The 13,809-nt window shown below is 65.8% G+C and carries 12 protein-coding genes, 1 tRNA gene and 1 pseudogene; 8 read left to right on the forward strand and 6 right to left on the reverse strand.

The window, feature by feature from the left end; genetic code table 11:
- Nucleotides 1–7 precede the first annotated feature (7 nt).
- From AC1DNE_RS22565 to AC1DNE_RS22575, 3 genes are all read right to left on the reverse strand, one after another.
- Nucleotides 8–799, reverse strand: coding sequence for an AprI/Inh family metalloprotease inhibitor (locus AC1DNE_RS22565; protein WP_441472493.1), 792 nt, complete (start codon nt 797–799; stop codon nt 8–10).
- A complete protein-coding gene (locus AC1DNE_RS22570) occupies nt 784–1,758 on the reverse strand; it encodes a 2-hydroxyacid dehydrogenase (RefSeq protein WP_441472494.1) in 975 nt (324 codons plus the stop codon). Before AC1DNE_RS22570 ends, AC1DNE_RS22565 begins: the two co-directional genes overlap by 16 nt.
- A 144-nt stretch (nt 1,759–1,902) precedes the next feature.
- Complete coding sequence (locus AC1DNE_RS22575) at nt 1,903–2,679, reverse strand: FadR/GntR family transcriptional regulator (RefSeq protein ID WP_476841195.1); 777 nt, start codon at nt 2,677–2,679, stop codon at nt 1,903–1,905.
- A gap of 236 nt (nt 2,680–2,915) precedes the next feature.
- Between AC1DNE_RS22575 and AC1DNE_RS22580 the strand changes: the two genes are divergently transcribed.
- The 5 genes from AC1DNE_RS22580 (at nt 2,916) to AC1DNE_RS22600 (ending at nt 8,414) form a co-directional block, all read left to right on the forward strand.
- Nucleotides 2,916–3,968, forward strand: a complete 1,053-nt coding sequence (locus tag AC1DNE_RS22580; protein ID WP_441472496.1) for an ABC transporter ATP-binding protein — start codon at nt 2,916–2,918, stop codon at nt 3,966–3,968.
- Between the two features lie 226 nt (nt 3,969–4,194).
- Complete coding sequence (locus AC1DNE_RS22585; RefSeq protein WP_441472497.1) at nt 4,195–5,499, forward strand: ABC transporter substrate-binding protein; 1,305 nt, start codon at nt 4,195–4,197, stop codon at nt 5,497–5,499.
- Nucleotides 5,500–5,564: 65 nt separating this feature from the next.
- Nucleotides 5,565–6,521 (forward strand): carbohydrate ABC transporter permease, encoded by a 957-nt coding sequence (locus AC1DNE_RS22590; RefSeq protein ID WP_441472498.1) that lies wholly within the window; start codon nt 5,565–5,567, stop codon nt 6,519–6,521.
- Nucleotides 6,514–7,416, forward strand: coding sequence for a carbohydrate ABC transporter permease (locus AC1DNE_RS22595; protein ID WP_441472499.1), 903 nt, complete (start codon nt 6,514–6,516; stop codon nt 7,414–7,416). The genes AC1DNE_RS22590 and AC1DNE_RS22595 overlap by 8 nt, the downstream gene beginning before the upstream one ends.
- A 92-nt stretch (nt 7,417–7,508) precedes the next feature.
- A complete protein-coding gene (locus AC1DNE_RS22600; RefSeq protein ID WP_441472500.1) occupies nt 7,509–8,414 on the forward strand; it encodes an NAD(P)-dependent oxidoreductase in 906 nt (301 codons plus the stop codon).
- Between the two features lie 161 nt (nt 8,415–8,575).
- On the opposite strand, the gene AC1DNE_RS22605 is transcribed toward AC1DNE_RS22600, so the two are convergent.
- Nucleotides 8,576–9,652 (reverse strand): LacI family DNA-binding transcriptional regulator, encoded by a 1,077-nt coding sequence (locus tag AC1DNE_RS22605; RefSeq protein ID WP_441472501.1) that lies wholly within the window; start codon nt 9,650–9,652, stop codon nt 8,576–8,578.
- 92 nt (nt 9,653–9,744) lie between these two features.
- On the opposite strand from AC1DNE_RS22605, the pseudogene AC1DNE_RS22610 reads away from it, so the two are divergent.
- A pseudogene (locus AC1DNE_RS22610) lies at nt 9,745–10,665 on the forward strand (NAD(P)-dependent oxidoreductase); the annotation flags it as partial.
- 49 nt (nt 10,666–10,714) lie between these two features.
- Here AC1DNE_RS22610 and AC1DNE_RS22615 read toward each other — a convergent pair.
- Complete coding sequence (locus AC1DNE_RS22615; RefSeq protein ID WP_441472503.1) at nt 10,715–11,458, reverse strand: aspartate/glutamate racemase family protein; 744 nt, start codon at nt 11,456–11,458, stop codon at nt 10,715–10,717.
- Between the two features lie 831 nt (nt 11,459–12,289).
- Nucleotides 12,290–12,374 (reverse strand) — tRNA-Leu (locus tag AC1DNE_RS22620).
- A gap of 205 nt (nt 12,375–12,579) precedes the next feature.
- Here AC1DNE_RS22620 and AC1DNE_RS22625 point away from each other — a divergent pair.
- On the forward strand, nt 12,580–13,191 hold the full coding sequence (locus tag AC1DNE_RS22625) for a YqaA family protein (protein ID WP_441472504.1): 612 nt from the start codon (nt 12,580–12,582) through the stop codon (nt 13,189–13,191).
- 8 nt (nt 13,192–13,199) lie between these two features.
- Complete coding sequence (locus AC1DNE_RS22630) at nt 13,200–13,748, forward strand: disulfide bond formation protein B (RefSeq protein ID WP_441472505.1); 549 nt, start codon at nt 13,200–13,202, stop codon at nt 13,746–13,748.
- The last annotated feature ends 61 nt before the right edge of the window (nt 13,749–13,809 follow it).

Genomic DNA, 13,809 nt, shown 5'->3' on the forward strand with positions numbered 1-13,809 from the left:
GCAGGGTCTACGGATTGAGCTTGCGCATCAGCAACGGCGCGCCGACCGCCGGGTCCTTGCGCCATTGGCCATTCTCGAAAATCAGGTCGATGCCGTGGCCACGGCGGGCGACGAGGGTGAGGCGTCCGCCGTCATAGCGCCAGCCCGCCGGGTCGAAGATGGTGAGCCCGGTATCCTGGCAGGAGCCTTCGAAGGCGGCTGTCGCTTGCCCGGCTGCCGTTGGCGGAGACAGGATGAGACGGCACGCTTCGCGGTTCTGCTGGCGCATTACCACATAGCGCCCGGGCAACGTCGTGGCCGCAGGCGCTGTGGCCGGGTCGACCGGAGTCTGTCGTTGTGCGGCGGTCGCCGGATTCGCGGATGAAGCCGGCGCGACGCGGGGGTGGTCCTTCGAGAGCAGCCGATAGGCCTTGCCGTCGCTGCCTTTGCCGTCCAGTCCGGTTGCAGGCGTGCCCTTCTGGAAACCGACCACTTCCTTGCCGCTGGCGTCCAGCAGCTGCGGCTGGCCGTTGGCTGCCAGTGTCCAGCCCGTCGCATCGTCGAGGATCGGCAGAGCGCGGCGGCATGTGGCGGGGAAGCGCAGCTGGCGGGCCGTGCCGGATGTCTCCGCACCGAGGGTGACGGTGCAACTGCGCGTGGCGCCTGCCAGTTCGAGCTCCCAGGCTCCAAGCCAGCGACGGATCGTCTCCGGGGCCTTGTCGGCGCCGCGCGGAAGCGGCGCCGTCTGGGCGGCGGCCGGCAGGCTGCCGGCGCCGAGCACGAGAAGCGGCAGCAGCCGGCGAATCAGGCCTTTTTCCATGGGGTCTCCGGCACGGGCGTCAGCGGGCCCTTGCCATCGAACCATGAAACGAGATTGTCGACCAGAAGCTGGCCCATCGCCTCGCGGGTATGGACCGAGGCCGAGCCGACATGAGGCAGGAGCACCGCATGCTCGATGGCGATCAGCTCGGCCGGCACGCGCGGCTCATCCTCGAAGACGTCGAGGCCGGCGGAGAGGATGGTCTTGTCCTGCAGCGCCTTGATCAGGGCCTGCTCGTCGATGACGGTGCCGCGGCCGACATTGACGACGATGCCGTTCGGCCCGAGCGCCTTCAGCACCTCGGCATTGATGATGTGATGCGTCGAGGCTCCGCCCGGCGCGACCGAGATCAGGGTGTCGACGTCAGCCGCCATGTCGACGAGCGAAGGATAGTAGCGATAGGGCACGTCGTCCTGGCGCGAGCGGCCGTGATAGGCGATCGATACGCCGAAAGCCTCGAGCCGGTGCGCCACGGCCTTGCCGATGCGGCCGAGACCGACGATGCCGACCGAACGCTTGCGCAGCGAAGTCGTGAGCGGATAGGCGCCCTTCAGCCACTTGCCCTCGCGCAGGTAGCGGTCGACCTGAGGAAGCTGGCGTACGGTCGAGAGCAAGAGGCCGATCGCGAGATCGGCGACCTCGTCGGTGAGGACGTCGGGCGTGTTCGTGACGACAAGGCCGCGCCGGCCGGCCTCGGCCGCATCGACATGATCGTAGCCGACGCCGAAGCTCGAGACGATTTCGAGCTTGGGAAGCGCATCGAACAGTGCACCGTCGACGCGATTATGGCCGCCGCCGGCTGCGACGCCGCGGACGCGTCCGGAGACCTCGCGCAGCAAGGCGGCGCGATCGGGCGCATTCCAGAGCTCGTGGACCGTGAAGCGCGCCTTAAGCTGATCGGCGGCATAGGCCATCAGCGGTCCGGTCATGATGATTTCGGGCTTGGTCGAGGCTGTCATCGTCGCGCTGTCCGTGGGGCTGGAAGGAGTGTTGATTCGCGGCTTCTGAATCGATTAAAATGAAACTAGCCTGCTTGGCGCGGCATTCTAGCCATGCCTTTGCATGAGCGGTACCCGATGACGCCCCGCACCGCGGTGGGGCGCTTATTTAGTATGCTTTATTCGCATGATTTTTCCCGTCTCGGTAGCGTAGTGCGTGCCGAGCGAGGCGAGAGTCGTGTTCAGGCTGTCGATCACGAGCCCGGCCATCCGGGCGGAGGCGAGGTCGCCGTCGCGGTCGATGATGGCGAGCAGGACGTGCTCGTGGTCCGGGAGCGATTCGATATAGGCGGCCTCGTCCCCCGTCTTGAGCAGCAGCGACCATTGCAGCGTGGCGATGACGGCGCTGGCGAGGCACTGCAGCGCGGCATTCTGTGCGGCAGCAAAGATTGCTTCGTGGAAGGCGAGATCGGCGCGGATAGTCGCCTCGGCATAGGGAGGGCCGTCGGCCATGCCGCGATAGGCCGCCTCGATCCGGGTGATGTCAGCGGAGGTCCGGCGCTGGGCGGCGAGGCGGGCGGCGCTGGGCTCGACGAAGCGGCGTAACTCGAAGAGATCGCGAATGAAACGCTCGTTCGGGTCCGCTTCGAAATGCCAGGAGAGAACATCGGGGTCGAGCAGGTTCCAGCGCTCGCGCGGCGCGGCGCGGGTGCCGCTCTTCGGGCGTGCCTCCACCAGCCCCTTGGCGGTCAGGATCTTGACCGCTTCGCGATAGGCGGTGCGTGAAACCGAGATGTCCGAGCGCAGATCGTCCTCGTTGGGCAGAACCTCGCCGGCCTTGATGCGACCGGTGATGACCGCGACCGCGAGCTTCTGCGCGACCTGGCCGAAGAGCCTGTCCGGATTAAGCGTCGTCGGACGCGAGAAGTCGCGCACGCGCATGATGGGCTCTCCCTCTGCGGCCTTGCCGGAGCCCCTCATTTGAGGCGCGGCACAGACCATGGCGGCGCTTGACACGCTCGCTTCTATCGTATGACTTTATCGCAGACTGGAGCGGACACAATCGCCCGAAGCAGGCGAGGTCCGCTTTCATCATTCGGTCATCAGAAGCCGATTGTGGTCGCGACGCCTGATCGACGGGCGCTGCGACAAGGGAACGGAAAGCAGGGAAGGACGGCATGGCTTCAGTCCAGATCGCCGACGTACGCAAGGCCTACGGGTCGACGCAGGTCATCCATGGCGTCGACATCGACATCAACGACGGCGAATTCGTCATCCTTGTCGGCCCCTCGGGCTGCGGAAAGTCGACGCTGCTGCGCATGATCGCGGGGCTCGAGAACATCTCGGGCGGCGAGATTCGGATCGGACCGCGCGTGGTGAACGACGTGCCCCCGAAGGAGCGCGACATCGCCATGGTGTTCCAGAACTATGCGCTCTATCCGCATATGACGGTCGCCGACAACATGGCCTTCTCGATGAAGCTGCGGAAGGCGCCGAAGAGCGAGATCGACGAGCGCGTCAACAAGGCCGCGCAGATCCTCGGCCTGAACAAGCTGCTCGACCGCTATCCGCGCCAGCTTTCGGGCGGTCAGCGCCAGCGCGTCGCCATGGGCCGCGCCATCGTCCGCGATCCGCAGGTCTTCCTGTTCGACGAGCCGCTCTCGAACCTCGACGCCAAGCTGCGCGTCCAGATGCGCACCGAGATCAAGGAGCTGCACCAGCGCCTCAAGACTACGACGGTCTATGTCACGCACGACCAGATCGAGGCCATGACCATGGCCGACAAGATCGTGGTGATGCATGACGGCATCGTCGAGCAGATGGGCGCGCCGCTCGATCTCTACGACAATCCGGCGAACCTGTTCGTCGCGGCTTTCATCGGCTCGCCGTCGATGAACCTGCTCAAGGGCAAGATCACGGGCAATGGCTTCGAGACCGAAGGCGGAGTCGTCTGGCCGATCGGCCAGCATCCGGCGAATTCCGACGGGCGCGCAGCCGTGCTGGGCATCCGCCCGGAGCACTTCCAGCTCGACCCGAACGGCCTGAAGGCCGAGGTCGCGGTCGTCGAGCCGATGGGGTCGGAGACACAGGTCGTCGTCCGCTGCGGCGGGCAGGATCTGACCTGCATCTTCCGAGAGCGCATCACAGCCAAACCGGGCGAGACCATCGGGATCACGCCCGATACCAGCGTGACGCACCTCTTCGACGCTGGGACCGGCAAGCGCCTCTAGAGTGCGCGCCATCCGGGCCGCGCAACGGCCCGGGCGGACCACGCGTCCTCTGGCACGAGTTCAGAGCCGGCGCCGGGCAGGCTGACGCGATCAGGCCGGTGCCGCCTCTCAGAAATTCGCCGCCCATTGCATCGGGCGGCGGATAATGGCTGTTCAGTGCCCATAATCCATGCAGGACGGAGGTCCCATGTAGGCCTCCGCCGCACCCCACGGAGGAGACGGTTTCATGAGCATTTCCAGAAGAGACGTATTGATCGGCGGCGCCGGGCTTGCCGCCGGCGCAACGCTGCCGCTCGCGCCGGCCATCGCGCAGGCCAATATCGAGAAGGGCGCGACGCTGCGCGTGCTGCGCCCGACCAAGTTCGTCGATCCCGACCAGGCCATCTTCAACGAGAACACCGAGGCCTTTACCAAGGCGACGGGCGTGCCTGTCCGCGTCGACTATGCCGGCTGGGAGGACCTGCGCCCGCAGACGGCGGTGACCGCCAATACCGGCGCCGGCCCCGACATCGTCGTCGGCTGGGCCGACGACCCGCACATCTTCTCGGACAAATTGATCGATCTCACGCAGATCGCCGAGGATCTCGGCAAGAAATATGGCGGCTGGTATCCGATCGCCGAGAAATACGGCAAAAAAGACAAGACCAATCAGTGGGTCTCGATCCCGATGGGCGCCTCCGGCGCGCCGGCTGTCTATCGCGAATCCTGGGTCAAGGAAGCGGGCTTCGATACCTTCCCGAAGGATCTCGACGGTTTCCTCAACCTCTGCCGCAAGCTCAAGGCGAACGGCCACCCCGCCGGCTTCGCGCTCGGCAACGCGGTCGGCGATGGCAACGCCTTCTGCAACTGGCTCGTGTGGACCCATGGCGGCTACATGGTCGACGAGAACAACAAGGTCGCGATCAACTCGAAGGAGACGATCGCGGCGCTGAAATACGCCAAGGCGCTCTACGAGACCTTCATCCCCGGCACGCTCTCCTGGCTCGACATCAGCAACAACAAGGCGCTGACGGCCGGCGAAATCGGCGTCACCCAGAACGGCGTCTCGCTCTACTTCTCGATCAAGAATTCGAAGGACGAGAAGACCGCGGCGATCGGCAAGGACCTGAACCACGCGACCATGCCGGTCGGCCCGCTCGGCCGCCCGTCGGAGCCGGCGCTGATCATCAACGCCATGGCGTTCAAGCACACCAAATTCCCGAATGCCGCCAAGGAATACCTCCGCTTCATGATGGAGAAGGAGCAGTACGACAAGTGGCTGACTGGCTGCTACGGCTACTGGACCCAGCCGCTGAAGGCCTATGCCGAGAGCAAGGTGTGGTCCAGCGATCCCAAGATCCTGGTCTATCGCGATACCTGGGAGCGGGCTCTCTGGAGCGGCTACAAGGGCTCGATCAACGAGGCCGCCGGCACGGTCAACGCCGAATATGTCGTCGTCCAGATGGTCGCCTCCGTCTGCGCCGGCCAGGCCACGCCTGAGGAAGCCGCGGCGGAAGCCGAGCGCCGCGCCAAGCGCTACTATCGGACCTGACCCGCTTCTCCCGGCCGCCGTCCATGGTCGGCGGCCGGGAATGCCGGTCCAACTGCGAGCGCGCCATGGCGATTGCTGCTGCCGAATCGCGAACGGTCTACAAGCTGGAACAGAACTGGCTGGTACGGCTGTTCGACAACAAGACCTTCCTGATCTGCATCTGCCTGTTTCCGGCGGCGGCGCTGCTGCTCGTCTTCCTCAGCTATCCGCTGGGCCTGGGCATCTGGCTCGCCTTCACCGACACCCGCATCGGGCGGACCGGCCATTTCATCGGCTTCGAGAACTTCCAGTCACTGCTTCAGGACCGGGTCTTCATCACGGCGGTCTGGAACACGCTGCTCTATACCAGCGTGGCGACGGTGGGTAAGTTCGCGCTGGGCCTGTGGCTCGCGCTGCTGCTCAACAACCATCTGCCGTTCAAGTCGCTGCTGCGAGCGCTGATCCTGGTGCCCTGGATCGTGCCGACGGTGCTGTCCGCGATCGCCTTCTGGTGGATCTACGATCCGCAGTTCTCGATCATCTCCTATGTGCTCGTCGACGTGCTCGGCTGGCGCGACACCTATATCGATTTCCTCGGCCAGCCCTGGCCCGCGCGCTGGTCGCTGATCGCCGCCAATATCTGGCGCGGCATCCCCTTCGTCGCGATCAGCCTGCTGGCCGGCCTGCAGACGATCTCGCCCTCACTCTACGAGGCGGCGATGCTCGACGGAGCCAATGGATGGCAGCGCTTCCGGCATGTCACGCTGCCGATGCTGATGCCGATCCTGGCGGTGGTGCTGACCTTCTCGGTGCTGTTCACCTTCACCGACTTCCAGCTCGTCTACGCCATCACCCGCGGCGGACCGGTCAATGCGACGCATCTGATGGCGACCCTCGCCTTCCAGCGCGGCATCCCGGGCGGCCAGCTCGGCGAGGGCGCGGCGATCGCGGTGGCGATGATCCCGTTCCTCGTGATGGCGACGCTGTTCAGCTATTTCGGGCTCGCCCGGCGCAAATGGCAGCAGGGGGAAGACAATGACTGATCAGACCCTGAGCACGCGCCCGCCGCTGACGGACAAGGAGAGCACCGGCGTCATCGACTGGTCCTCCGGACCGCGGCGCTTCATCACGCTCTACCTGCCGCTGTCGATCTTCGTGCTGGTGTTGCTGTTCCCGTTCTACTGGATGGCGATCACGGCGATCAAACCGAACGCGGAACTGCTCGACTACAAGAACAACAACCCGTTCTGGGTGAAGTCGCCGACACTGGAGAACATCAACAAGCTCCTGTTCCACACCGACTATCCGCAGTGGCTCTGGACCACGATGATGGTCGCGGTGGTGGCGACCGCTCTCTCGCTGTTCGCCAGCGTGCTCGCGGCCTATGCGATCCAGCGGCTGAAGTTCAAGGGCTCGCAATATGTGGGTCTGGCGATCTATCTCGCCTATCTGGTGCCGCCCTCGATCCTGTTCATTCCGCTGGCGACGCTGATCTTCCAGTTCGGGCTGTTCGACTCGCCGCTGGCGCTGATCCTGACCTACCCGACCTTCCTGATCCCGTTCTGCACCTGGCTTCTGATCGGCTATTTCAAGTCGATCCCCTATGAGCTCGAGGAATGCGCGATGATCGATGGGGCGACCCGGCTGCAGACGCTGCGGCAGATCACCCTGCCGCTCGCCATGCCCGGGCTGATCTCGGCCGGCATCTTCGCCTTCACCCTGTCCTGGAACGAGTTCATCTATGCGCTCGCCTTCATCCAGTCGGCGGAGAAGAAGACGGTGCCTGTCGCGGTGCTGACCCAGCTCGTCGAGGGCGACGTCTATCATTGGGGCTCGCTGATGGCCGGTGCGCTGCTGGGCTCGATTCCCGTCGCGATCCTCTATTCCTTCTTCGTCGACTACTACGTCGCCTCGCTGACCGGCGCGGTGAAGGAGTAGCCAGTTTTGGCGCCGGCTTCCGCGAGGCCGGCGACTTCCTTGCGGGCATGGCGCGAGCCGTGCCCGCTTTCGTTCAAAGAGTGACTACGCCCATGTCCGCTCAACCGATCTCCAGCATCGCCTTCGTCGGCCTCGGCGCCATGGGTGCGCCAATGGCCGAGAACCTCGTCAAGAAGCAGTTCCGCGTCACCGGGTTCGATATGCGCGAGGCGGCGCGTGACGCGCTCGTGGCCGCTGGCGGTCATGGCGCGGCCAGCGCCAAGGAAGCCGCCAGCGGGGCCGAAGCACTCGTGCTGATGGTCGTCAATGCTGCCCAGGCCCGGGCTGTGCTGTTCGAGGCCGGGGCGCTCGCAGCGCTGGCGCCCGGCGCGACCGTCATCCTGATGGCGACCTGCCCACCGGGAGAGGCAGAGGCGATCGCGACCGAAGTCACCAAGACGGGGCGGCACTTCATCGACGCGCCGGTTTCCGGTGGCGTGAACGGCGCGCGGAACGCGACGCTGACGATCATGGTGGGCGCGCCGGCCGACAGCTTCGCACGGGCGAAGCCCGTGCTCGACGCGCTCGGCGACAAGGTTTTCCATGTCGGCGAGAAGGCGGGGCAGGGCGCGACGGTCAAGACCGTCAATCAACTGCTCTGCGGCGTGCATATCGCGGTTGCGGCCGAGGCCCTGTCGCTGGCCGAGAAGGCCGGCATCGACGGGCGATTGCTGTTCGAGATCATGGGCGGCTCGGCCGCCTCGTCCTGGATGCTCAGGGATCGCGGGCCGCGCATGCACGAGCCGGATCCGGTGGTGGCGAGCGCGGTCGACATCTTCGTCAAGGATCTCGGCATCGTGCTCGATGCCGGGCGCGCGGCAAAGACGGCGCTGCCGCTCGCTGCGGCGGCGCACCAGATGTTCCTCGCCGCTTCCGGCCTCGGCCATGGCGGGCGCGACGATTCGCAGGTCGTGCGTGCCTATCGCGCGCTCAATGCGAAACCCGCCAACGATGCCTGAACGGTGTTGATCCGGTGGCCCGCGATCTCAGCCCTCATCCCGAGGAGCCGCGCAGCGGCGTCTCGAAGGATGTTTCGGGAAGCTCGGGAGACATCTGGACCATTCTTCGAGAGGCGTCTCTGCGAAGCGCTCCTCGGGATGGGGGCTCGAGGGATGAAGAGCTAACGCGGCGGGCAGGTCGTTCCCCGGACGATCAGCGCAGGCGTCAGCAGCAGACGCTGCGTCGGCGCAGTGGGATCTGCGATGCGGTTCAGCAGGAACTCCGCCGACTTGGCGCCCATGTCGTTCTGGAAGTTGTAGATGGTGGTGAGCGCGGGGAACCATTGCGCGGCCTCCTTCACGTCGTCGCAGCCGACGATCGAGAAGTCGTGGCCCGCTTCCAGTCCGCGATGACGCAGGCCGAGCATGGCGCCGAAGGCGGCGAGGTCGTTCATGCAGACCGCCGCGGTCGGCGGGTCGGTCGCGTCGAGTACCTTGAGGATGCCCTTGTGGCCGGTTTCACGCGTGCCGAAGTCGAAATGCACCAATGCTGGATCGAGCGGCAGGCCGGCGCGGGCCAGTGCCTCGCGATAGCCGGCATAGCGGTTGCGCCCGGTCGAGATGCTTTCGTTCGCGCAGAGGAAGGCGATGCGGCGATGGCCGAGGTCGATCAGGTGCTCCATCGCAAGGGTGGTGCCATGGCGGTCGTCGGAACCGACGAAATCGAGGTCGACCCCGGCGATCTCGCGCGAGAGCTGTACGATCGGGACGCCGGAATCGGTCAGCGGAGTCAGGCTCTCCGCCGTGCTGCCGCCGGCCGAGCAGAGGATCATGCCGTCGGGACGGTATTCGGCGAGGCTGCCGAGCACCCGCGCCTGTTTCTCGATATCTTCCGCATAGGTGCCGAGCAGGATCGAGCGGCCATGGCGGCCCGCCGTTTCCTCGATCGCGGCCAGAAGCTCGGCGAAATAGGGATTGGTGATGTCGTGAAAGACGACGCCGATGATGTTGGTCCGGTCGGTGCGCAGCGAGGCGGCGCTGCGGTTGTAGCTGTAGCCCATAGCGCGGGCGATCTCGCGGACGCGTTCGCGCGTCGCTTCGGCGACGAGCGGCGAGCCCCGGAGCGCCAGCGACACCGTCGCGGTCGAGACCGAGAGGTGATCGGCGATGCTCTGCAGGGTGACGCGGCTGCGGCCGGCCGTGCCTGCCGTGGTGGGGCTTCTGGTCCGGCTGGTCTCGGGCGGGCCGTCGGCAGTCATGAATCGTCCACTGTGAGCGCTGACCTCGCGATGACCGGCGAGTCGGGTCGTTTTCTCCACGTTCCGTTTCATCTCAACCATATCAGCGGGAGAATTTGAAGATGACTGCAACCAAAGAGTCGGTGGGCTTCATCGGCGTCGGCCTGATGGGGCAGGGCATGGCCCGCAATCTGGTCGACAAGGGCTTTCCGCTCACCGTGATGGGGCATCGCAACCGCAAGCCGGTCGAGGAGCTGGTCGCGGCCGGCGCAGTGGAGGCGAAGACGCCGAAGGAACTCGCTGCCCGTTCGACCATCATCTTTCTCTGCGTTACCGGCTCGGCCCAGGTCGAGGCGGTGGTGAGGGGCGAGAACGGGATCATCGCGGGGGCCAAGCCCGGCACCGTGATCGTCGATTGCTCGACGTCCGACCCGACGGTGACGGTGCGGCTCGCTGCGGAGCTGGAGGCGAAGGGCCTGCATCTCGCCGATGCGCCGCTCGGTGGCACCCCGGCTCAGGCGGCGCTCGGGCAGCTCTCGGCGATGATCGGCGCTTCGCCCGAGGTCTTCGCCCGGATAAAGCCGGCCTGTGAGGCCTGGGCACAGAAGATCGTGCATCTCGGGCCGGTCGGCGACGGGCACAAGATGAAGCTGATCAATAACTTCCTGTCGCTGGGCTATGCCGCGATCTATGCGGAGGCGCTGACGCTCGGCCAGAAGATCGGCATCACGCCGGAGACCTTCGACAGCGTGTTGCGCGGCAGCCGCATGGATTGCGGCTTCTACCAGACCTTCATGAAATACGTGCTGGAGCGCGACCGCGACGCGCACAAGTTCACGCTCAGCAACGCGCTGAAGGATGTGCGCTATCTCGAGAGCGTCGCCAATGATGCCGGTGTCGCCAACCCGATCGGCAACGCCGTCAAGAACAGCTATGCGGCGGCGGTCGCGAGCGGGCACGGCGAGGACTATGTGCCGATGCTCTCCGACTGGATTGCCGGGCTCAACGGCGTTTCCCTTGCCGGCAAGGGCTGAACGATGACAACGAGGCGCCCGAGGATCGTGCGGGCGCCGCGACCGGATGTCAGGGCTGCGCCAGCAGGCGGGCCAGGCCGTCCGACAGGCCGGTGCTGGCGACGGGGGCGGGCAAGGCGAAGTCGCCGCTCTCGGGCTTGCGCAAGGGCTGGCTCAGTGCATCGAGCAGCATCCGGATGCCGGCCTCGGCCGAGCAGATCACCGGAATGTCGACATGGGGCTGCACCCGTGCGGCAAGTCCGGCGAGGCCGGCGCCGCCGAGGATGACCGCGCCGGCGCCGTCGCGGTGCGCCACGAGGCGGCAGGCCTCGGCGAGCATGGCGATGGAGCCGTCCGGGTCGCGGGCGATGTCGGCCCCGGTGGGCGCGACTGTCTCGACCGCTGCGAGGCGCCCGCCGAGGCCGAGCGAGCCGAGGAACTCCCGCAGCATCGGCCCCCAGCGCTCGCCGCCGGTGACGATGGCGAAGCGCTGGGCCTTCTGTGCTGCGAGACGGCTGCTCGCCTCGGCCATGCCGATGACGGGAACGCGCGCCATCTCCTTGAGCGCGAGAAGGCCGGGATCGCCGAAGCAGGCGAGATAGACACCGTCACAGCCATGGCCGTGCTCGGCGAAGGCCTCCAGCGCGGCATGTGCAGCCACGACGCTGGCGCTGCGGCTGGCGATGTAATGCGCGCCGAAGCGCCCGGTCACTGGCACAATGGTCGTGTTCGGCGGCAGATAGGGCTCGATCACCCGCGCGACCAGGGCCGTCATTTCCGGCATGGTGTTGGGATTGATGACGAGAATGCGCAAAGCGATCGGTTCCCGATTTGCGAAGCGATAGAGCGCTCCGGCGAGAGGGCAAGTCTCTCCGGCGGCACATCATCCATGCCATGAAGGAGCGCGGTTTCCGGCGCAAGAGTCTTGTGCCGTGACGCGACGCGGGAGGCCGCGCAAGAGGGCTCCCGCCGGCGATGTCGATGGCGCCTTTGATCGGACGGACAGAAGGCAGGAGTTCGGACGGGATCTGAGCATGCCAAGCAGAAGGGCAAGATTTGGCGGGCGCCGCGCCGGATTTGCCACCTGCTTGCCCCGGGCGAAATCTTCTCGCTTCTGCCGGCGTCGGCCATTGCTTCGGCCGAATAAGTGTCCGGGTCACTCTAATCTCGATTGGAAGCAAGCGGAGGACCGTCTATTGTCGATAGTTGCCCGGACCGAGTGTATTGGCCCGATAGGCACGACCCCATCCGGTCGACGCTTGACAGGACATGCGAAATGAAAACACCTCAATATGTGTGTCTGCTGCTTATCGCTGGGTCTGCTCTTGCAGGGTGCCAGACATCGCAGTCAAGACAATCGCAGCTCGCGGCCATCTGTGCCGATCCGGCCAATCGGCGGCCTCAGACCGCTTATTTTTCCGAATGCCAGACGCTCTATCCTTCGACGGATCGGGCCTTGCAGAGGAACTATCAGCTCGGCGCCCCCACCGGTAATTGACCAACAGCGGCACTGCCGTAAAGAGACAGCGTGCGTGGCGATGTCTCGCGCGAGATCGCTGCCGCCGCGTCGTTGTGACGAGGCGACGGTGACTCGTAGAATGCTCAGGCTTGCTCAGCATGCCGCCAAGATCGGCGGATCGTGTTTTGGTGCCCCTGGCCGGGATCGAACCAGCACTCCTTGCGGAACTCGATTTTGAGTCGAGCGCGTCTACCAATTCCGCCACAGGGGCCCATACAGGCGGGCGGACTATAGCGATCGGTCGATGCCGGTCAATCGGTGGAACGGCCGCCGCGGCTGGTTTCGGTGCGTTGTGCTCTGACGGCCGTGGGTTTTTCACGCATGGGCTCTTGCAAGGATGGCACACCGGGGTGGCGACAGCGCTCCGAAGGCTCGCGCACCGTTGCGTCAGCCGTCGCCCCATGGTCTAGAGCGCCATGCTCAAGCGCCTCTACGAATGGACAATGTCGCTCGCGGCCCGGCCGCGCGCCGAGCTCTGGCTGGCAGTCGTCGCCTTCGTCGAAAGCTCGTTCTTCCTGATCCCGGCCGATGTGCTGTTCGTGCCGATGGCTTTGGCGCGGCCGCAGCGGGCGTATCGGTTGGCCTTCATCGCCACGCTGTTCTCCGTGCTCGGCGGTATCGCCGGCTATGCGCTCGGCTACTACGCCTTCGAGGCGCTGGCGAAGCCGGTGCTCGCCTTCTACGGCAAGCTCGGCGCCTTCGAGACGCTGCGCGCCTGCGCAGGCCCGGACACGACGCTCATCCTGCTGACCACCTCCGGCCTGGCTCACCTGCCGCCGATCAAGGTGGTGACGATCCTGGCCGGTGCGGTCCATATCGGCCTCGCGTTTTTCGTCATTTCCTGCGTGCTGGCGCGCGGGGCGCGCTTCTTCGCCTTGGCCTTCCTGCTGCGCCGCTATGGCAACGCGATCCGGCATTTCATCGAACGTCGCCTGAAAGTGATCGCGGTAGTCGGCGCCGCCGTGCTGATCCTGCTTTATTTCGGCCTCAAGCTCGTCGCAGGGTCAGGCCAGCTTCTTTCCTGCTGAGCCTTGCCATGACCGCCTCTTCAGCCATTGCGTCCCACGGTCCCAACCGGTTGCTCACGCCGCTGCGGTTGATCGCGCTGATCGGACTTGCGAGCCTGGCTCTGATCGGAGGCGCCTGGTTCTTCGAACTGGTCATCCATCTGCGGCCCTGCAAGCTCTGTCTCGAACAACGCGTGCCGCACTATGCCGCCATCGGCCTGGCTCTCGCGGCGCTGGTGCTGGCACGTTCGCCGCGGCTGCAATGGCTCGTCCTGCTCGGGTTGGCCGGCCTGATGGCCTGGAGCACAGGGCTCGGCTTCTACCACGCGGGTGTCGAATGGGGCTGGTTCGTCGGGCCGAATGATTGCGGGGGCGCGGCCTCGGCAGCAGCCGGCATGCAGGATTTCATGAAGCAGCTGCAGACGACCCGGATCGTCGCCTGCTCGGAAGCGGCGTGGCGTTTCCTCGGTCTGTCGCTTGCAGGCTGGAACGCGCTGGTATCGGCCGGGCTGTTCCTGCTCGCCATCTTCGGGCTGCTGCGCGGGGTTGTCGGGCGCCGGCTAAACCAGCCTGTTTGATCAGCGAGATCCCTGAAGGTCGGGCGTCGTCTTCGCCCTGGCTGTCGGCACGAGAGGCACG

The organism is Allobosea sp. 05L423, from assembly GCF_056397745.1.

Excerpts from the sequence above, each read along its gene's own strand:
- AC1DNE_RS22590 (WP_441472498.1), top strand. The coding sequence starts at position 5,565 with ATGGCGATTGCTGCTGCCGAATCGCGAACGGTCTACAAGCTGGAACAG.
- AC1DNE_RS22570 (WP_441472494.1), bottom strand. The coding sequence starts at position 1,758 with ATGACAGCCTCGACCAAGCCCGAAATCATCATGACCGGACCGCTGATG.
- AC1DNE_RS22630 (WP_441472505.1), top strand. The coding sequence starts at position 13,200 with ATGACCGCCTCTTCAGCCATTGCGTCCCACGGTCCCAACCGGTTGCTC.
- AC1DNE_RS22595 (WP_441472499.1), top strand. The coding sequence starts at position 6,514 with ATGACTGATCAGACCCTGAGCACGCGCCCGCCGCTGACGGACAAGGAG.
- AC1DNE_RS22605 (WP_441472501.1), bottom strand. The coding sequence starts at position 9,652 with ATGACTGCCGACGGCCCGCCCGAGACCAGCCGGACCAGAAGCCCCACC.
- AC1DNE_RS22565 (WP_441472493.1), bottom strand. The coding sequence starts at position 799 with ATGGAAAAAGGCCTGATTCGCCGGCTGCTGCCGCTTCTCGTGCTCGGC.
- AC1DNE_RS22625 (WP_441472504.1), top strand. The coding sequence starts at position 12,580 with ATGCTCAAGCGCCTCTACGAATGGACAATGTCGCTCGCGGCCCGGCCG.
- AC1DNE_RS22600 (WP_441472500.1), top strand. The coding sequence starts at position 7,509 with ATGTCCGCTCAACCGATCTCCAGCATCGCCTTCGTCGGCCTCGGCGCC.
- AC1DNE_RS22585 (WP_441472497.1), top strand. The coding sequence starts at position 4,195 with ATGAGCATTTCCAGAAGAGACGTATTGATCGGCGGCGCCGGGCTTGCC.
- AC1DNE_RS22575 (WP_476841195.1), bottom strand. The coding sequence starts at position 2,679 with ATGCGCGTGCGCGACTTCTCGCGTCCGACGACGCTTAATCCGGACAGG.
- AC1DNE_RS22580 (WP_441472496.1), top strand. The coding sequence starts at position 2,916 with ATGGCTTCAGTCCAGATCGCCGACGTACGCAAGGCCTACGGGTCGACG.